This window comes from Martinezella lusitana (genome assembly GCF_900094565.1).
In the GTDB taxonomy this organism is placed as follows: Bacteria; Pseudomonadota; Alphaproteobacteria; order Rhizobiales; family Rhizobiaceae; genus Rhizobium; species Rhizobium lusitanum.
The window spans coordinates 37444-57040 of record NZ_FMAF01000009.1 but is presented as its reverse complement, the minus strand read 5'-3'; the positions used below and the strand labels follow the sequence as shown (position 1 = coordinate 57040).

Annotated in this window: 16 protein-coding genes and 1 pseudogene; 10 read left to right on the top strand and 7 right to left on the bottom strand. The window is 57.7% G+C overall.

The features are described 5' to 3' along the window. Window positions 1–170: 170 nt before the first annotated feature. The 3 genes from GA0061101_RS19395 (at window position 171) to GA0061101_RS19385 (ending at window position 2926) form a co-directional block, all read left to right on the top strand. Window positions 171–722, top strand: coding sequence for a nitroreductase family protein (locus GA0061101_RS19395; RefSeq protein WP_037198116.1), 552 nt, complete (start codon window positions 171–173; stop codon window positions 720–722). Window positions 723–783: 61 nt separating this feature from the next. Further along, window positions 784–1668 carry an SDR family NAD(P)-dependent oxidoreductase gene (locus GA0061101_RS19390; protein WP_037198118.1) on the top strand — a complete coding sequence of 295 codons (885 nt, stop codon included), beginning with the start codon at window positions 784–786 and terminating at the stop codon, window positions 1666–1668. 178 nt (window positions 1669–1846) lie between these two features. Continuing rightward, window positions 1847–2926 carry a lysylphosphatidylglycerol synthase transmembrane domain-containing protein gene (locus GA0061101_RS19385; RefSeq protein WP_051963756.1) on the top strand — a complete coding sequence of 360 codons (1080 nt, stop codon included), beginning with the start codon at window positions 1847–1849 and terminating at the stop codon, window positions 2924–2926. 204 nt (window positions 2927–3130) lie between these two features. On the opposite strand, the gene GA0061101_RS19380 is transcribed toward GA0061101_RS19385, so the two are convergent. Next, window positions 3131–4216 (bottom strand): sensor histidine kinase, encoded by a 1086-nt coding sequence (locus GA0061101_RS19380; protein WP_092574558.1) that lies wholly within the window; start codon window positions 4214–4216, stop codon window positions 3131–3133. A 530-nt stretch (window positions 4217–4746) separates the two neighbouring features. On the opposite strand from GA0061101_RS19380, the pseudogene GA0061101_RS41080 reads away from it, so the two are divergent. After that, a pseudogene (locus tag GA0061101_RS41080) lies at window positions 4747–4884 on the top strand (universal stress protein); the annotation flags it as partial. Between the two features lie 135 nt (window positions 4885–5019). Here the strand turns inward: GA0061101_RS41080 and GA0061101_RS19370 are convergent. Together GA0061101_RS19370 and GA0061101_RS40145 are read right to left on the bottom strand one after the other, a co-directional pair. After that, window positions 5020–6057: a fatty acid desaturase gene (locus GA0061101_RS19370; RefSeq protein ID WP_037198124.1), complete on the bottom strand. Its 1038-nt coding sequence runs from the start codon at window positions 6055–6057 to the stop codon at window positions 5020–5022. Next, entirely contained in the window at window positions 6057–6287 is a 231-nt protein-coding gene (locus GA0061101_RS40145) for a DUF4167 domain-containing protein (RefSeq protein WP_234903931.1), read from the bottom strand. The genes GA0061101_RS19370 and GA0061101_RS40145 overlap by 1 nt, the downstream gene beginning before the upstream one ends. A gap of 462 nt (window positions 6288–6749) precedes the next feature. On the opposite strand from GA0061101_RS40145, the gene GA0061101_RS19360 reads away from it, so the two are divergent. After that, the gene (locus tag GA0061101_RS19360) at window positions 6750–7793 is read left to right on the top strand and encodes an IS110 family RNA-guided transposase (RefSeq protein ID WP_037198129.1); all 1044 of its coding nucleotides are present in this window, start codon (window positions 6750–6752) and stop codon (window positions 7791–7793) included. Between the two features lie 166 nt (window positions 7794–7959). Here the strand turns inward: GA0061101_RS19360 and GA0061101_RS39860 are convergent, their stop codons facing one another. Beyond that, window positions 7960–8253, bottom strand: a complete 294-nt coding sequence (locus GA0061101_RS39860; RefSeq protein ID WP_208865017.1) for a hypothetical protein — start codon at window positions 8251–8253, stop codon at window positions 7960–7962. Between the two features lie 24 nt (window positions 8254–8277). Beyond that, complete coding sequence (locus GA0061101_RS19350; RefSeq protein WP_244655203.1) at window positions 8278–8898, bottom strand: DUF1684 domain-containing protein; 621 nt, start codon at window positions 8896–8898, stop codon at window positions 8278–8280. Between the two features lie 979 nt (window positions 8899–9877). Here GA0061101_RS19350 and GA0061101_RS19345 point away from each other — a divergent pair. From GA0061101_RS19345 to GA0061101_RS19330, 4 genes are read left to right on the top strand one after another with little or no spacing between them, the layout of a single operon-like run. Continuing rightward, complete coding sequence (locus tag GA0061101_RS19345) at window positions 9878–11293, top strand: TolC family outer membrane protein (RefSeq protein ID WP_092574556.1); 1416 nt, start codon at window positions 9878–9880, stop codon at window positions 11291–11293. Window positions 11294–11322: 29 nt separating this feature from the next. Next, entirely contained in the window at window positions 11323–13476 is a 2154-nt protein-coding gene (locus GA0061101_RS19340; RefSeq protein ID WP_037198133.1) for a type I secretion system permease/ATPase, read from the top strand. Then, complete coding sequence (locus GA0061101_RS19335) at window positions 13476–14777, top strand: HlyD family type I secretion periplasmic adaptor subunit (RefSeq protein ID WP_037198183.1); 1302 nt, start codon at window positions 13476–13478, stop codon at window positions 14775–14777. Before GA0061101_RS19340 ends, GA0061101_RS19335 begins: the two co-directional genes overlap by 1 nt. A 41-nt stretch (window positions 14778–14818) precedes the next feature. Next, a complete protein-coding gene (locus GA0061101_RS19330) occupies window positions 14819–15439 on the top strand; it encodes a ribbon-helix-helix domain-containing protein (RefSeq protein ID WP_234903929.1) in 621 nt (206 codons plus the stop codon). A 59-nt stretch (window positions 15440–15498) separates the two neighbouring features. Here the strand turns inward: GA0061101_RS19330 and GA0061101_RS19325 are convergent, their stop codons facing one another. Together GA0061101_RS19325 and GA0061101_RS19320 are read right to left on the bottom strand one after the other, a co-directional pair. Next, window positions 15499–16365, bottom strand: coding sequence for a transglutaminase-like cysteine peptidase (locus GA0061101_RS19325; RefSeq protein ID WP_245297504.1), 867 nt, complete (start codon window positions 16363–16365; stop codon window positions 15499–15501). 342 nt (window positions 16366–16707) lie between these two features. Next, window positions 16708–17745 (bottom strand): type 1 periplasmic-binding domain-containing protein, encoded by a 1038-nt coding sequence (locus tag GA0061101_RS19320; RefSeq protein WP_141694093.1) that lies wholly within the window; start codon window positions 17743–17745, stop codon window positions 16708–16710. Window positions 17746–18155: 410 nt separating this feature from the next. Here GA0061101_RS19320 and GA0061101_RS39470 point away from each other — a divergent pair. Next, a partial coding sequence (locus GA0061101_RS39470) for a DUF5801 repeats-in-toxin domain-containing protein (protein ID WP_167669576.1) occupies window positions 18156–19597 on the top strand: 1442 nt, incomplete at its 3' end.

Here is a 19597-nt window from a genome sequence, read left to right as displayed (position 1 = left end):
AGCGGTAAATCTATGGAAAGCTAGGGGCGACAAGTTCGCCCATGGTGGTCGCCTGGATCCACGCGCCAAGGCTCGGCCTGTTGTCTGGGGCGCTCGTTCCAAGATGACTCAAATCAATGCTGTCGTCATCAAGCTCTGCGATCCATGGGCAAACAGTAGGAGCGATCCCGATGGAACTGATGGAAGCGATCTTTGGCCGGCGCGCCACACGAGCCTTCACGGCGGAACCGGTCGACAGGCCGGTGCTCGAACGACTAGTTGAAGCTGCTATCCAGGCGCCAAGCGCCATCAACGAGCAGCCGTGGGATTTTACAGTCGTCCGCAACAAACCGCTGCTCGACCGGATTTCGGTCGCGGCCAAGGCTCATGCGCTGAAGAAAAGGGACGCCATTCCGTCCCATCTGCGCCAGCACCTCGAAGATCCCGGGTTTCATATCTTCTATCAGGCCCCGGCGCTGATCGTCATTTCCGCCGGAAGTCGCGACTGGGCTGTAGAAGATGCAGCACTCGCGGCAGAAAACCTGATGCTGGCGGCCTATGCCCAGGGTCTCGGCTCCTGCTGGATCGGCTTTGCCCAGCGCTGGCTGGAGACGGAGGAGGGCCGGAGGGCTATCGGGGTGCCGGAGGGTTTCGTGCCGGTTGCGCCGATCATCGTCGGCCATCCGGCCGCGCCTGTGCCTCCGGTGCCACGCAGTTCCGCACACGTGCGCTGGCTGGATTGATACCAAACCTGCGCTCCATCGGTACGATGGGCGTTCGATCGTCGCAATAGCAGGAAAGGGCATGCCCATGCGCCTGAAGGACAAGATTGCCATCGTCACCGGCGGCGGAACGGGCATCGGCGAAGCCATTTGCCATAAGTTCGCGCACGAGGGCGCAAAACTCTTCATCGCCGGCCTGCCGGGCGATCCGGTGGAAGACGTCGCCGCGGCGATCGTCGGACACGGCGGCTCGGCCGTCAGCTATCTCGGCGACCTTTCCGAAACCGACGAGGCGGCGGCGTGCGTCGCTCTCGCCGTTGAGACCTATGGCCGGCTCGATATCCTCATCAACAATGCCGGGGTCTTCATTGCCAATGCCGAGACCGACGCCTATCGGATCGAGGATTTCGACCGAACCTACAAAAACAACATCCGTACCGCCTTCCTGATGACCAAGTTCGCGCTGCCGCATCTGCAGAAGACGCGCGGCAACATCGTCTTCACCGGCTCCGAGGCGGGGTTCAACGGTTCGCCGAACTTCACGCCCTATGGCGGCAGCAAGGGGTTTCTGCATGCCTTTGCGAAGGGGGTGGCGCTCGAACAGGCGGCTTACGGCGTGCGTGCCAATTGCGTCTGCCCGGGCGCGATCGATACTGCCTGGACGCGCGGTGCCGACAGCCCGATCCCGCTGACTGCGCAGGAGGGGATCGGCATGGGAATACCGCTCGGCCGCCGCGGTACGCCGGAAGAAATGGCGAATATCTTCGCCTTTCTGGTATCCGAAGAGGCAAGCTACGTCACCGGTGCACTGTGGTTGGCCGACGGCGGCGTGACGCCGGCCAAAGGCCTCACGAACGTACCGCCGTCGCTCCGCGAGGCGCCTGCCGGCACGCTGGATCTCCATCATTCGCATGATGGTTTACGCGGGAAATTCGTATTCCGGGCACCATCAACCCCAAAAGGATGAAACCGATGAAGGTGGCAGCGGACTGCGAGTTTCTCGATCTTACGGACGCTGCTTGCCGGTTTATCAGAGCAAATCCGATCCGGGGTTCTTTGGAAGGCTCTTATAAACGTCCATGAATTTAAGGATGACAGCAGCCTCCCACGAGATGGAGCCTGTGTCTTTGTGGGTGGCTTATCGGATGGATGACACGAAAGGCGCGGAAGCGCCATTATCGACGACCAAGGAAGATTCACTACCCGCCGAGCTTTTGAAGGCTGCGACGCCCGGAGCAAGTATGAAATTCGGCGTCCTCACCGGCTGGGCGCTCGGTTTTCTGGCGCTGGGCGGGCTCATCCTCTTTGTTCTTCATTTCAGCGACTTCAGGGCGTTCACAACCACGCTGATGGCCGCCGACCCGATCTGGCTTGTTGCCGCCGCCCTGTGTCAGGTCCTGACCTACATCTCTGCCGCGGCCGTTTGGGCGCGGGTTCTCAAACGCGCCGGATCCGCTATCGGGATGCCAAGCCTCTTGAGACTAGCGCTGCTCGAACTTTTCGCCAATCAGGCGATACCCACAGGCGGCCTCAGCGGCAGCATTATCGTCGTTCGTGGCCTGATCCATCGTGGCGTGGCATCCTCCGTCGCCGTTACTGCCCTGCTGGTTGCGGCGCTTTCCTACTACGCGGCCTATCTGCTCGTCGGTTTGCTTGCCTTTGTGCTGCTGTGGAACATGGCCGACCTCAGCCGTGCCTTGATGTCGATCTCCGCCATATTCCTCGGCGTCATCGTCCTGTTGGCTGGCGCGGTGATCGCGTTGACGCGATCTCGCGGCCGCTTCATCCCTAAGGCTGCGCTGGGATGGAAGCCGGTGGCGCGGATGGTGGCGATGTTTGCCAATATACGCGCCGACATTTTCTACGACGGTCGCCTAATCTTCGAAACCATCGCATTGCAGACCGCGATATTCCTGCTCGATGCGGCCACCCTCTGGTGTGCGGCGAAAGCGGTCAGTCTTTCCATCGAGCCGCCAAAAGTCTTTATCAGTTTCATGATGGGCTCGGTCGTATCAACGCTCTCGCCTGTGCCGATGGGGCTTGGAACCTTCGAGGCGACTTGCACGGCAATGCTGCATTTTCTCGGCGGCACGGTCGAAGCTAGCCTTGCCGCCACGCTGGTCCTGCGCGGCTTCACGCTCTGGCTCCCGATGCTGCCGGGCTTGTGGTTCATGCGACACGAGGCAAAGTTAGCGTCTGAACCGCATGTCCAGACTATTGGCTAAAGCCCAGGAACAAATCATTAAAAGCGTCTATCATCGAAGACGTTCGACGGCGGTGTGCAGCAACGCAACTTCGCGTTCAGTGAGTGGGCGTTCCGGGTGCTGCATATGTTATCCAGTGGAGCCCGAGCTGCGCGATCGAAAGAAATAGCGCCATGCCTGATCGCATAAATAACCGAATGCAGAGGCCAGCTCAACTTAAGTGCTTTATTCGGGGTGAGAGAGAATAGAAGATGGGGCATTCAGGTTCCAGGACATGCCGATCGGAGTGAAGGCGAGATCCGCAGTCCCACCGCAAGCTGCGGGAACGATCGATTTGAGAATGACGGAGCCGAAGCCCTGCCGCTCCGACGGAGCGACCGGCGGCCCGTTGCGCTCGGCCCAATGGAACTGAAAAAGCTTTGCCGCCTCGTCCACTGACCAATGGATATAGACCTTCCCGGTCGGCACAGTAAGCGCTCCATGTTTGACCGCATTTGTCGCAAGTTCATGGATTGCCAATGCGAGATATTCAGCCGGCGCCGGTTGCAGCCGGACATCCGGGCCGGCAATCTCTATTTGAGGCGTATCCTGTCTTACCACGAATGAAATTTGAGATCGAACGAGGTCGTTTATCAGGGCCGCCTTCCACTTCTCCTTCTCGAAAACCTGATATGATATAGACAGGCAACGAAGACGTTGCTCCAAAGATGCCTGGAAATCGGCAACAGAAGCAGTGTTTTTGGCAATCTGGCGAGAAATGGCCCCGATAATCGCGAACATGTTCCTGGCGCGATGCGTCAGTTCGTTGACGAAAAGCTCGGCAACCTCCGCCCGTTCACGAGCGGGATTTTCTAAGATCGAAACGAGGACGGCGGTTTCAGATGTTTCCAGCGAAATCGGACTTAGCGCAATGTCGACCAATACGTCGGTGCCATCGCGCTTTCGCGCGGTCAGCCTTCGCCCTTCTGCCATTGGGCGCGACCTGGCATGTGACATGAAATCCATTCTGAGCCGTTCGTGGCGCTGTCTGATATCCCTTGGCACCAGTATCTCGATCGGCTCGTCAACCAACGTCTCTTTCGTGTAACCGAACAATTGTTCAGCAGCGCTGTTGACGTGGCGTATCTTCCCGGCCTGATCGACCATGAGCATTGCCGCTGGAGCATGCTCGAATATAGCTCTTGCCACGAGTGTGGTCGGCTCCGAATACTGAGCGGCTTCCCTGCCGGACCCGGTAGTCGCCAGGCTGCTCTCCGTGACATCTGGATTAGCTTGCGGTTCCGTAGCTCCAAGGGTGTCTTTTTCGCCCATGATTCTCCGTCTCGTTTTCTGGATCCCCGAAATCCCAAGCGGGCATGAGAACATGACTATCGATTGGAAGTCAGCCTGAAAGCCTTGAGCACCTCTCGAGGCCCCGGCTATGGGATAGGGCGTTGAGCCTGTGTTCGACTATATTTTGCTCTGAAGCGTAGCTCGTTAATCCCGGCGTTTGACGATCCCCGCAGCGACCGCGTTAAGATGTCTTGCTACGAACAAAACAATCACAAACTGAAATAGATATTTTTTATTTGCCGAAAACCAGCATTGACGGAGATCAATCTAATCCGCGTGCGAGTGCACTATATTAACAGGTGCGGGCTGGAGTGGTCGGCTTGGCGTTAGCCGGGCTGGGATGGCACCTTTTCGCTACGACGAGGTCCGCTTGAAAACAAGTAGCAGTCAGGAATGAGCTGCCTTCTGTACCTCCGCTTTGTTGTTGAGCCGTTGTCTGGCGCGAAGGCGGATTTTTCGAATCAAGCCGAGGGTAGGGTAGCGAGGCTCCCGACCAACAGGAAGTTGAGGATGAGACCCCTGACGTGGTCGTTTGCGGCGCAAGAGGTCTCTCCAGCCTTTCGCAACTCATCCTTGGCAGCGTGTCGACAAAGATCGCCCATCGATGCCCTGTGACCTGCATAACCGTTCATCGACCCACCGCATGAGGCCCGACGACTGGTTGCGACCGCCATCAGGGAACACTGTGCGCCATCCGTTGGTGAAGCTGATTTCCATAACCTTTTCGCGTTTTCAGCGAACCAGGTCGTTCACCAATGTCCATTGATCTTGAAAGCAGGTCGCTAACCCGCGCCTGTGATCCTGGCAGCCTCGCGAAACGAAACCAACCTTCGACTGCGGTCGTCCCATAGAACCAGCTTCACGCAGCGCAGGCTTTGCCACAGCGTGATCCTGCCGATGTCGCCGAGTTCCGGATGGTTTCGCAACACTTCCGGCAGCCGATAATAGGGGATCCGGCTGGAGAGATGGTGCACATGGTGAATGCCGATATTGCCGGTTAACCACCGCAGGATGAGCGGGAGATCATAGTGGGAGGCGCCATGCAAGGCAGCTTTCGGAAACTGCCATTCCGGTTCTTTCGACCAGTGCGTCTCCTCGAACTGATGTTGCACGTAGAAGAGCCAGACCCCGACAGCCGCAGCCAACAGAACGATCGGCAGGTGGATGAGGAGAAAAGACCCGAGGCCGATTGCCCAGATCATCAGGGCTGCGATCGCCGCCACCGCGACGTTGGTGGCCATGGTCGACATCCAGGGGAGGACACCGTCGCGCATCATACCGACTGGCAGGCGTTGTTGGAACAGGAAGAGCCAGGCGGGTCCAATGCCGAACATCACCAAGGGATGTCGATAGAGACGATATCGAATCCGCCCCCATCGGGAGCGTGCGTTGTATTCGCCCACGGTGAGCGTGGTTATGTCGCCGACGCCGCGCTCGTCGAGATTTCCGGCGGAGGCATGATGCGCTGCATGTGCCTTGCGCCAGTAATCGTAAGGGGTGAGAGTGAGGACGCCAAGAACACGCCCCGTCCAATCGTCGAAGCGACGGCGCGCGAAGAAGGAGCCGTGGCCACAATCGTGCTGGATCATGAACAGGCGCAGCAAAAATGCTGCGGCAGGAACAATCAGGATCAGGCCCCACCAGAAGTCATAATGCACTGCCAACCAGGTCAGCATCCAGAAGACGACGAAGGGAACGGCAGTTATCAGCAGTTCGAAGGTGCTGCGGCCTGTATGCGGCGTGCGGTATTTCGCGAGGATTTTCAGCCAGGCTTTTTCGTCCGAACCGTCGGCAGACTGGGGTAATAACGGTGTGCTCATTATCCGCGACCTGCCTTCTGCGCGGCAGCCATGCGGTAGTAATGTTCGGCGTGCTGGTAGAGGTTCTCGGCCTCGATCCGGTCGCCGGCCTGGGCGCTTTCGCGCGCCAGGAGCATATATTGCTCATATCGTCGTTTGAGATCCCCGGAGATCGTGTGCGCTGCGGGAGCGGCAAGCGCGCGGGCCGGCTTATGTCCTGGGCCGCGGGAATTATAGCGTGGTGAATTCAAGTAACAGTTCAAGCCTCGATAAGGCTTGCTCCTCAAAGGTCGTAAATCGGGAATGATTGACAGCGACTGATGCCGGCTTTCGCCAATGATATCACCGCCTGTGGCGCGACGTCGCGGCCTTGTATTATACATAAGTCGCCAGGTGAGCCGTTTCAAGTCACGCTAGGCAGCTATCCGCGTGAGAGGTGTGGGGCCGAAGATGGTTGCTCGCAAATGCCGCAGGCAACCAGGAACGGCTATTGCTTCGGAACCTGATCGATGATGCGCGACGCGATGCGGTGCTGCGCAGCCGGAATGGCTCCGCACCGCAACCCGCCGCTACCGCTCTGAATACAGCAACCCAAAACCGCTGGAGCGAACTCAAAAATGGATAAAACTTGATGTGGTGGAACGGCCCGCTCCACAGCATCAACGTGCTAGAACGTGGTCGTTGTTCGAACGCCACAAAGGAGGGACCGTTCCGTGAAACAGGTTATCACCATTGGATTGGATCTGGCCAAGCACGTTTTCCAGGTTCACGGCGCGGATGCGGATGGCTCGCCCGTATTCAACCGGAAGCTGCGGCGCAGCGAAGTTATGCGCTTCTTCGAAAAGCTGCCACCATGCCTGGTGGGTATGGAAGCATGCGGTAGCGCCCACTATTGGGCGCGCGCGATAACGGCTCTCGGCCATGACGTCAGACTGATTCCGCCAGCTTATGTGAAACCCTTCGTCAAGCGAGGTAAAACGGATGCGGCGGACGCGGAGGCCATCAGCGAAGCGGTAATCCGAAAGACCATGCGCTTCGTCCCGATCAAGACGGCCGAGCAGCAGGCTGCCGCAATGGTGCTGAAGACCCGCGCTCTTCTGGTGCGGCAGCGAACGCAGGCGGTCAACGCCCTGCGCGCGCATCTGGCCGAATTAGGCATCATCGCCACCGCCGGCCTGGCAAAGGTTGAGGCGCTGGTTTCGATCGTGCGGGATGAGACCGATGCTCGCCTACCCGCAGCAGCACGCTTCGCTCTGATGGCTATTGCCGATGTGATCGAAGCTTCGGCCGACCAGATCGATAGGCTCGAGCGCGCAATTGTCATGGAGGCCAAACGCGACGAGGACATGCGCCGGTTGACCACGATTCCTGGCGTGGGCGCTATTACCGCGGCGACCATCAAGGCGCTTGTGCCGGATCCCGGCGGATTCAAGTCAGCTCGCCACTTTGCCGCCTGGCTCGGATTGACACCGCGGTCTCATTCAAGCGGAGGCAAGGAGCGACTGGGCCGAATATCGAAGATGGGAAATCCGGACCTCCGCGCTCTCCTCGTCGTCGGGGCAACCGCCGTCTTGAGGGTTGCCCGAAACGACGCTCGGACGCGGCCGTGGTTGAAGGCGATTCTCGCCAGGAGGCCCTTCAAGGTTGCAGCGGTCGCGCAGGCCAACAAGACGGCTCGGATTATCTGGGCGCTTCTGAACCAGGGCGGGACTTATCGGCGTGCCGCTCCACTGGCGATTACCGCGGCCGCTGTCTGATGGACGCAGTGACCGCCAAAATGATCTGACCGGCGCAGGGCTGGCAGAGGGCAAGGTGCAATAACAGGCGATGAACCATGGGACGAAATCCCGAAACGAGTGAAGCTACTGCCCCCAATGCGCTCAAGCGCGTAAACTTGATTCAGCTCCTCGTTCGCGGATCTCATCAAGGCCAGCGGCCATGTGCCGCGCGCAAAGGCCGGACATATGACCGCACCGTTCCAATGTATGAAATCGACTGAAAAAGCTCTTGCCATGCGGGCCGTTCCACATATGGGGGCAAGGTCAGTCGGTCTGGACATGCGCGGATTGTTTCCTCCATGCATGTTGGAAGAACATTGACCTGGCGCTTGCCGAGCACCAGGGGAAAATCAATCGCGTCCGTTCGGGGGTGTGGATTTCGTCCCTTACCAAAATCACCGGCTTCCTTCGCGACCTCGGAATGGCCGAATACGAACATTCAGGCTCCCGGCCCTGACACCTATCATGTCGAGATAGGAAGCCGTTCCCCGGCTCTGACTGCGCCTTTCAGTCGATTGCCTGATGGCGCCAATGGGCAGACATAGCGGGACGAATAGGCACACGAAGGAAAATAGCAAAAGTTGAAATCGAGCACTAGTGTGCCGCCTGGACTGACAACTCCGAGATCCGCTCCCTTGATGGTGTCAAGGAGATATCGGCCACCGCCATAGGTCTCGGTCCCGGAGGTCGCGTCGACAAACGGCAGGAATACGCCACCGCCGTACCCCTCAATCCAGTAGAGCGTCAATTCTCCGCCCAATCTGGCCCCCAGTCCGCTCGTCCGGGCGAACGTATACATCGAGAGGTCACCGTCGTCTCCTGTTGCGACGGTTATCCGTTCCGACGTCACCGGAACGAGCTGAACCATCAGGCGCAACGAGGGATCATAAGGAAATGTAGTGGGTCCCTCAAACGTCTTGCGGTCCGCCGATTCAATTGGCGACTGAGGATGGTCGCGAAACATGGTCGAACGGGTGTCACACCAAAGCCGCCAGGCAGCAGCCGCGTCTGGGTTGGAACGGACCTCGTAATAGAGATTTGCGATCTTCTCGCGCCACTCCCACAGTTGTAGTGTTTCGTTCAAATCATTTCCTCCCATGTCGGAAATTACGTCGCTCGTTTATCGAAGCGCACGCCCAACCATCTCGGCGTAACTATTTATTTGCCGGTTTGCTGTGGCTACGTGACTACTTACGACGCGTATTTGGGGCGGCATGTCAGCAAGGACCAGACCACAGCTAAAAATCTTCCAGCATATTGAAGGCGAGTTCGACCGTATCTTCAACGACGATGGCCATGGCCGTGAAAAAGCATCCAAGGGTGACCCCGTGGACACCGCATTTTAGCCATTGAAAAATATTCTGTTCTTTCGGAATTTAGCGGTCATATCGGCGTCGCCCATCGCGCCATGGACGTTCCATTTTTCCTAATGATTTCAAATTGTTGCGGGGCACCTCGACGGGGTCATTTTTCAGAGCCGGTACACGGACGATGAATTTGCAGCTTTGAAAAAGCCATGGCGATTCTTCGCTCAAGCCTAAATTAGCTCAAGAAGAATTTATCGGCGCTGCCATTTACCCTTTATCGACCCGCCTCGGCCCTCTGCAGACGGTCTGCGGTTGCGCTCTGGTTGCAGAACCGTGCGAGGCAGCGAGTCATGCGAGAGACCCGAAGTAACAGTCGTCAGAACATCCCAACTCCTGGGCGCATTTGCGCGCCGATGAGCGGTTTCTAATATTTCCAGTCTTAAGATCGTTTTAAATTGATTTTTCGCGCGTATCGCTAGCTAAAAACCATGTACATTCTCTGTATGGCTGAATATTAGTATTGTTGCGATCATGCGACACATTGCGCTAACAGTGTTAATAACCAAAAATAGTCAATAGATTGATGCCATAAAGGCTTGCACTCCCCGACATTAACTGTTTCAGGAGATTGCATCGAAATCTATTTTACAAGTAGATGTGATGTCGTCTACGCTTGTAGGTGAATAAGATTTATAAAATGTATCTTTGAAGTATAATTTGGGGAAGGGCGTGGTTTTGGCTTATAAGATGCGATTGATGGCGGCAATCGGGATTTCGATGGCCGTGACTTCTTTATCAAGTGGTTCTGCTGGCGCTATGACATTGCAGCAGGCAATTGAAAAGACAATGAAAACCAATCCGCAAATCATGCAAGCGGCGCAGAATCGGGAAGCAACCGAGTTTCAATTACGTCAGGCGAGGGGGCTTTACTTGCCGTCTGTCGATCTCGAGTCCGGTTATGGTCGGAGGAGACTGTCGGATGTCACATCAGGAGCTTTGTCGCGCACCAATGAGTACCTGAATCCTGCTGACGTAAGCTTGACTATTACGCAGACTTTATTTGACGGCGGCGACCGCAAGGCGCAGAAGGACAAGCAGGCGGCCCGTGTCGACGGTGCATCCTTCCGCGTCCAACAGCGGTCGGAAGCTTTGGCGCTGGAAGTAACTCAGGATTATCTTGAATATCTGCTGCAGACGGAGATCGTCGCGGCTGCTGCAAAGAACGTCGCCTTCCACAAACAGATGGTCGGCAATATCGAGGATAGCATCAAGGGCGGGGCCCTCACCGACGCCGATCGTCTTCAGGGCCGTGAACGCCTGCAGGCAGCTGATGCTCGCCTTCAGGAAGCAAAGAAGGAGCTCGACGCGACGAAGATCCGTTTTCTCCAGGTTGTCGGCGAGTCGATCAGCAATGCGGATCGCCCGGCTTCCGTCGCGCGATACCTGCCCAAGACGTTGGATGACGCGGTCTTCATCGCTCAAAAGAACAATCCACAGATCTCATCGGCCAAAGCTGATGTCAATGCTGCGGATGCCGACGTGCGCGGTTCCAAGTCCGCATTCCTGCCGCGGCTGGACCTTGTCGGCAGCGCCCGTATTGGTGACGATGTCGACGGCAACAAAGGTAACACAAGCGACGTCCAGGTGGGGGTCGTGGCCAAATGGAACCTGTATCATGGTGGCATAGATACGGCCCATCAACAGGAGCTGGTTCGTCGCGCCTCCGAACAGCGTTTTGCGCTGAGCCAGACCTACCGCGAGGTCGACGAGTCCGTCCGCTCCGCTTGGAACGAGCGTACCAACCAAGGTCAGCTGGCGCATATCCTGGATGGGCAGGAAAAGACAAACGCTCAGCTCGTCACGTCCTATCGCGAGCAATTCAAGGTCGGTCAGCGCTCGCTGCTTGATCTACTGGATGCCCAGAACACCCGCTTCAACACCGAGGTTTTGGCCAAGACGGCGGAAGTGGCGTCACTCTTTGCAGAATACAAGATCCTTGCCGCATCGGGCAGCCTGCTGTCGACGATGAAGCTGAAGCCGGTCGATCAGGCGACGCCTTATGCCCGTGATCAGTTCGCTGTTTCGTCGAATACGGCCGATCCTGGATATCCCAAATACGACTCGCACCAGAAGCCCGGCCTGCCGATGGATCTGCTCGAGCCGATTCGTTAATTGTTACAATCCGCATTGGATAGTACGTCATGTTGAACGTAGCACCTGGCGTATCTGCGAGCGTATCGCTGCTGACATTCAAATCGGCATTTAAATCTGTCGCTGCGTTTTACGGTCGTCCGAACTCGGATACTGTGCTGTTTTCGGGCGTCCCGGATGAAATTCTGGAAGCCATGGATTTGGACGATATCGAACGGCTGTCTGAGCGCGTCGGTCTGCAGGTCCTGAAGCATACGGAACGAGATTGTCGGCTGGGCAATTTCGAGTGTCCGGCCATCGTCATCTTTGCTGATGGCGGTGTTCTGCCGTTGCTCGAAACTACCGAAAGTGGTTCTTACATTACTGAACTCACGCCCCTCGTCGGGACAGTGACCTGCCTGACGCAGGACGAACTCACGGCGCTCAACCCGCGATCGGCATTCGCCTTCACACTCTACTATCAAAACTCTTCGGACGATGCGCGCGTCGGCCACGCTATGGAGATCGAGAAACGGCACTGGTTGGCAACGGCGCTGGTACCTTATTGGCGCACCTATGCCCGCGTCATGTTAGCGGCACTGTTCATCAACGTCATCGCACTGGCATCGCCGCTTTTCACCATGAATGTCTATGACCGGGTCCTGCCGAACAAGGCATTTCCAACGCTCTGGGTCCTGACCGCCGGCATCTCATTGGCCTATCTTTTCGATTTTCTGCTGAAGACAGCCCGAGCGTCGCTGATCGACTATGCAGGCCGCAAGGCGGATCTGCGGCTGTCGCAGTTGATCTTCGACAAGATTCTCAACTCGACGCTGGCGTCCCGCCCGCTGTCGACTGGAGAATATGCCAATCGCGTAACGCAATATGAATTCGTGCGCGAGTTCTTCACCTCGAACACGATCGGGGTGTTGATCGATAGCCTCTTCGTCGTGATCTTCCTTGTCGTCATCTATTTGATCGCCGGCTGGCTCGTGATCATTCCGGCCGTTGCTTTCATCCTTTCGGTGGCAATCGGCCTCGTGGCACAGGCCCAAATTGGCAAGCGCATGGCAACGGCAACGAACGAAGCCTCACGCCGCCAGTCGCTGCTTGTGGAGACGATTTCGACGATCGAGACATTGAAGAGCCTCCGCGCCGAGGCGACGATGCTGCGCCGCTGGCAGGAGCTGACGAAATATTCGAGCCGGACCAGCGAGGATATTAAGCACATCTCGTCGAACGCCATGAACATGACGATGTTTTTGCAACAAATGGTCAGCGTATTCATCGTCATTGCGGGTACGTATGAATTTGCCGACGGAAAAATCGCCATGGGCGCGATCGTTGCAACCGTCATGCTGGCGAGTCGCGCCGGCGCGCCCTTCGGGCAGATCGCCATGACGCTGGCGCGCTTCCGCCAGGCCACCATGTCGCTGCGCATTCTCGACAAGATCATGGAGCAGCCTGATGACCGCCCGTCGACCGCCGGCTTTGTCAACCGGCAGATCAGTAGCGGCGGATTCAGCTTCCAGAATGTTTCCTTCCAATATCCGGGCTCTGACCAGGCGGTCCTTAATCAGCTGTCCTTCACAGTTGCACCTGGCGAAAAGATCGGGATCATTGGCCGCATCGGTTCGGGCAAGACGACCCTGGGCAGGCTCCTTGACGGTCTGTTTCAGCCGGTCAGCGGCCGCGTGCTGATCGATGGGGTCGATATACGCCAGTATCATGTGGCGGAGGTGCGTGCCGCCGTCGCTGTCGCTGGCCAGTCGTCGGACCTGTTCTCCGGCACCGTAAAAGAGAACCTGCTGCTCGGCCGGGCCGATGCCACCGATGACGAGCTTCTGGCGGTATCACGAATGACCGGCGTTGAGGAGTTCGTCTCCGTACACCCCCGCGGTTTCGATATGCCGGTTGGCGAGCGCGGTGCAAACCTGTCGAACGGCCAGAAGCAGGCATTGACTATCGCGCGCCTGCTCCTGACCCGCCCGAGGATCGTCTTCCTGGATGAGCCGTCGGGCGCGATGGACCTGGCGAGCGAACGCCACCTTATCAGCAAGCTGAGCAATGCGTTCGGCCCGCAAACGACGCTGCTAGTTGCGACCCATCGTCATAGCATGTTGGAGCTGGTCGACAGGCTGATCGTCATCGACAAGGGCCGCATCATCGCCGATGGGCCCAAAAATGCAGTCATCGAGGCGATGCAGCGCAAGGCAGTGCAATGATGCGTGCCTCTCACCGCAATATCCATGACAATCCCCCATTCTTTGCCCGTCTGATCCTTGGCCTCTGTGCCTTGATGATCGTCGCTTTTGTTGCCTGGGCGGCCTTTGCCGACATCGACGAGATCGCGCGCGGCGAGGGGAAGGTGATACCGGTATCGAAGACGCAAATTATACAATCCTCTGAGCCCGGTATCGTCCAACAGATCAATGTCAATCTCGGACAGGTCGTCCACAAGGGCGATATGCTGGTCCAGCTCGACAATACAACGACGGCATCGACGCTCGGCGAATCGGTTGCCAAGGCTCGCTCGCTTGGCGCCAAAGTAGAGCGCCTGGCCCTGGAGGAGGCGGGTGCCTTCGACGCGCAGTTCGTCTGCCCGGCCGATATTCTTGCTACCGCAAAAACTGTCTGCGATAACGAAGAAAAGCTCTTCGAGGCAGATCGCGCTTCCTACAAGAACAAGCTTGATGTTCTCCATCAGCGTCTGAAGCAACATCAGAACGAGCTGGACGAAGCCCGCGCCAACATAGACCGCTTGACGCAGAATATTGTCGGCGCCCAAAAGCAATATGATCTGCTGAGGCCGCTCGGTGAGAAAAAGCTCGTTGCTCAAACGGAGGTCCTCAAGGTCCAGCGAGACCTTGTCGACCTGCAAGGGCAGCTTAAAGTCTATGTCGAAAGTCTCGATCGTCTGCACGCGGCCATAAATGAGGCGACATTACAGGTCGCCGATCTAGGGTTGCAGCTACGACAGCAGGCCCTTACCGACAAGGGACAAGCACTGTCGGAACTTTCCGTCGTCGACGAGACAATCCGCGGGGCGTCCGATCGGGTCAAGCATACGGATATCCGTTCTCCGGTCGACGGCATCGTCAATACGTTGGAGGTCAACACGATCGGCGCATATGTCGACGCCGGCAAGGTCATCGCCGGCGTCGTCCCGACAGCGGACATTCTGTTGATCGAGGCGAAGATTTCGCCACGCGACGTTGCTTTCGTGCGCATCGGCCAGCCGGCGGTCATCAAGATCTCGGCCTATGATTTCTCGATCTTCGGCGCTCTGGACGGTAAGGTCGTCAACATCTCCGCCGATAGCCTTGTCGAAAAGGACAAGAACGAAACCTATTACCTCGTGCGCATCAAGACCGACAAATCGGCGCTGGAACGCGACGGCAAGCACTATCCGATTATCCCAGGCATGGTGGCTTCGGCCGAGATCATGACCGGTCGCAAAACGATCCTGGCCTATCTGATGAAGCCGATTAACAAGGCGCGCTCCGAAGCGCTGACGGAACGGTGAGGACAGTCATGCGCAAAGGAGGCGGGAAGGAAGACGCTGCTATGATAGTCCGGGAGGAAGCCCTTCCATCGGTTGACGGTGATGAACTGGAGCCACGCTTCCGCGCCATAACCGGTGGCGGCGAGCGTCGTGGCATTCGACTGGAGGGAATCTATTGGGATGGCCTCGGACGAATGTCGGAGGCCGGCGGCATCAGCATCGGTGACCTGGTTTCCAACACGGCGGCAGAAATGCCAGAGACTGGCAATCTCACGTCCTTACTGCGGGTGCTGAGCTTTAAATGGGCGTTAAGTCGCCTCAATGCCGTCGAAGATATCGCATCGCTAACCAATCTCAACGCCGTCCTTCAGGCGTCGCCGACACCCGCAGTGGTACTGACGCAAGAGCGAGGGATCAAGCTCTTCAACGATGCCTTCTTGAAGATGCTGCGTCATCGCCTGCCGCTGATCGATGATGTTCAGCAGACGGCGCGCACGCTACGCCTGTCGATTGACACCCAGATCCAAGAGGTCCTTTCCATCCTATCGGTCAATCGTGGCAAGACGGTGAACACCGGCTTCAAGATCGGCTTCGGTTCGCAATCGCTGAAGGGCCAGATCAGTCTGGCGTTGGCGCCGACGCACGAGGCGTTGATGCTGATCGGCTATCTTTCCGTCTACTGAGAATGCCATCGCTTTGTTATGCGCAAAGCTTGCTTCGGAAGGCCTGGAAGCGTGTTCGGCTAGTGAACCTCGCCTTCGCCGGGGACCACCTTCGTGAGCGGCACTGCGGCGACAACCCCTTGTGCACGAGGATCGCGCGAGCCGTGCAGATAGCCGCGACCGGTAACGATCGAATAGAGAGGCAGATATCCTGCAATCCGTTTGTCGGACAAGACCTCGTCGCGCATGTTGTCGAGGATAAGATTATTACCGCTGACGGAGACCGACAGGACGGCGTGGTAGAAATGCCGCTGCTGGTCGAATAGGACGACCAGTGTCATTTGGTCGAGATCGACGCCAGCCTCATAGAGTGCGGCCATCTTCAAGATAGCGTAGTCCTCGCAGTCGCCCTGCTGATGCGACAGTGCTTCACTTGGTTTCGCCCAGTAATCTGCCACATGATAGGTGTCCATGTCGCTGGCGTAGCGGATGGCATGGTTAACCGTGTAATTGACGGTATTAATCTTGTCGCGGATCGACGCGCCGGCAATCCTTGTTTCAGCCTCAGCGATGGCGCTTTCGGCTGCATTGCATCCACCTGCAGCGCAATCGAGTGATTTGCCGGACCGGATTTCCGCGAGCGGGCCGGCGAAATTGTCAAGCGCGGCAAGATGTTTGAACGGAATGGCGACGGTGCCGAACACTGAGTTGCCCAAAGGAGCGTTGCTCGGCTTTGTGGGAGGTACCGGCTCAGACGCAGTCCGGTCATTGTGCGGAAGGCCGCCCGGCGCAACCGCGAGGCTCTTGTTCAATGCCGCGGCGTCGATGCCGCTGATGGCCTTTGCCGCGTTTCTGAAGGTTGGCGCGAAGAGATCGATGGCAGTATCGACCAGTGGGTCCTGGAAAAGCTTGACAACGGGGCTGACGGTATCGTCGGTCGCTGCCATGCTAATGGTCGGTGACGAAAGACCGAAGGCAAAGGAAGCTGCGGTAAGTGCTGAAAGTATATTTTTCCTGTTCTTGTGTGCCATTAGCGCTCAACTCTCCCTGATTGAGAGAATATTGCGCGATATTCCTGAATATGACGTTCGAATACATGGATAAATTAAGTATAAATTAAGGGATCAAATAAGTATAAAATTGTACGGAATGCAATGGAAAATCATTAAGCATGATCTCGACAGGGGTAACGAAGTGACCCACCCTGACGCAAGAGTGGATAACGCAGCTCTGCCGTCATGGTGACAGCGGGTCTCAGTATCTATTATGCTCAATGAAGCCTGTCTGCTTCAGAACGACTGTGAGGGTTGTGTGGAAACCTTCAGCTTGCCATCGTTGATCGTATTGATCACCATTCTGCGCTCCACCTGACCGGTGGCATTGAAGCGGAAGAGCCCGGTCGTGCCACGGAAGCCGACCTTGTTCCTCAAATTGCCTGCGGTGATGGCTTGCGGCCCCTGGGAACGGATGAGGCCCGAGGCGATCGCCATGGCGTCGTAACCATAGGAGCCGTAGGTCGTCAGCGGGCGATTGAAATGGCGCTGGTAGCGCTCGGCGATGAGCCCGCTGCTTTGCGTGTCGTCCGTCGCGATAAAGGCGCCGGTCACAGCCGGCGTCGCATAGACCGATTGCGGCCAGTTGTTGGTACCGACCAGCGCCTGGCCGGGAATGGCTGCGCTGCGCGCGGCGCTTGCCACCGCGCCGATTTCCGGGGTGTTGCCGAGAATGACCACGATTTCGGCCGACTGAATGAGCGGTCGATTCTTGGTGAAGATATCGGCGGACTGATCACTTGCGCCGTAACGGCCAAGGCCCATGAAGGTGTTGCCACTGTTCCAGAGGGCGTTGCCCAATCTCGTAGCGTCGGATTGGGAAAAATCAGCAGGCACCAGCGCCGAAACCTTTTTGTGGCCTGCAGGTGCTGCCGCCTTCACGCCCTCCGTCGCGCTGTCGATTTCATCCGAGGCCAAATTGAAGACGTCTCCGCCGGTTGCTGCACTCGCAAGGTTAAGCAATGGGGGACGCTGGGCGGGTGGAATGGCAGCGATGGAAGCCGTCTCGGCCGGCGGCAGATAACTGACGATCAGGGCTGCATTCCGACCCTTGGCCGCCGTGACCTGTGCGACAACGCCGGCAAGTCCCGGGCCGACATTCTTAACGCGCAGCCGAACTTGATTGTTGCCGAGTTCACCGACGCCAAGCACTGCCCCGTCGCGAACATCGCGGGCCGGACCTTCATAGAGACCGGCGGCACCCTTGCGCAGCAATAGCGTGATTTCCGCGCCGCTGTCGCCGCCATAGGTCTCTTCAATGGCAGTGGACGGCATTTTTATCTCGTCCTTCTTGCCGTTGTTCTCCAATCCGACGCCGTCCATCTGACAGCCGGCGAGGCCGGCACAGAGGATGAAGGTTGCACTGTGTGCTGGTCGCCCATGCGGTCTTCGCTGCAGCCACTCGGACAAAAAACTTAACGAAAGGCTGATCGCAAACGGCACAACTACTCCCCCCGATTCTCAACGTCAGACTGCAACAGCCTATAACGTCGCATTAGCACACCGCGGCTGACGTAAAGTCAAGCAGTACACTTAACAAGGTGTTCTTTAGGTGAGTTAACCATCGGTAAAATAATTCTGCGACGGTGCATAACCGGCTATATCAGCGAGGTTAACGAAGTATTGCAATCAACCGGTTCCCGTAATTGATTGCGGCACATTACGAAACACCGGGAACCAGATCCATGGACGACTTGCGCATTTCGACCGTAGACCACGAAGCTGCTTCGCATGATTTCGCATCAGGTGGCCGGGATGCGAGCGTTGCAGCCGATATCAGCTCCGATCATTTGCTGCCGTTGTCGCAGAATGCTGATGTCGCTGCGTTCGAGGTGGCACAAACCGAGGAGCAGCAGGCGAATGGCAAGACGGGGCGCCTGAGCGCCAACGACCCACAAAACGCCGTCGCTCGTCAGCCGGTCCAGATCGTGCCCGACAATGGCAATGTGGTCCATCTGCCGCCGAATACCTCCATCGACGACATTCATGTCGAGGGACGTAATCTTGTTCTCGTCCAGGCTGACGGTACGCGCATTATCATTATCAATGGAGCGCTGCACGTTCCAACCTTCCTGATCGGTGAAGTCACACTGCCGCAGCAGGCCGTCGTCGCCGCACTGCAGCAGCAGGGTATCAACGTTGCTGAAGGTCCCGACGGTTCGGTTCACGCCGGCAATAGCACGGATTCCGGCCACCAGTTCACGGACAGCCAGGCTGGGAATGCCCGTACGCCGCTTAACCTGATTGGCCTTCTCGGTCCCGGCGACATAATCGGCGGCGGTAACGGCGCCAATCTGTCCGGCACCCAGACTCGTGTTCCGTTCATCGATCAGCAGGCGACCGAAACGGCTTCGCTGATCGAAAGCGGCAGCAGCACTGGCGCCTTCCTTACGACCAGCAGTACCGGCCGCTTCGGCTTCGGCGGCAATAATGCCGCGATCACGACCGTCACGCTGGTCGGAGAGGCAGAAATCACCGGCAGCGGCACGCAGCAGCTGTCGGGTCTAACCTCCGGCGGCATTCCCGTTGTCGTCACCCAGAGCGGACAGACCGTCACCGGCGTCGCCAATGGCCTCACCGTCTTCACGCTGGTATTCAACGCTTCGACCGGCGACTATACTTTTACCCAGCTCGCTGCCCTGGACCATCCTCGGGGTGCCAATGCGTCGAGCGATGTGCTTCAGCTTCAATTCCGGTATACGGTCTCCGACACGAGCGGCCATACGGTTGCGTCAGTCGCGAGTGTCGACATTACAGACAGCGTGCCGGTTGCGGCCGCAGGGACTGCGGGTTCGGTCACCGAGGCGGCCCTGGCTTCTGGCAACGCAGCCCTAAGCCATGACACAGGCGCAGCGGCGGCCACCGGCTCGCTTAACATTTCCTGGGGCGCAGACAGCTCAAATAGCAACCAGTCAGGCCTCGGCGATCGCTCGGTTGCCTTCACCAGTGCAACGGTCGCGGCGCAGGGCCAGGATGGTGAAGCGCTGAGCTCGCATGGTCTTGCCGTCCATACGGCGCTGCTGGCCGACGGCACTCTGGTTGGCTATACCGGCGAGACCGCTCCGACGACGATCTCCGCATCCAACGTCGTCTTCTACGCGACGGTGTCGGACACCGACAACGGCCA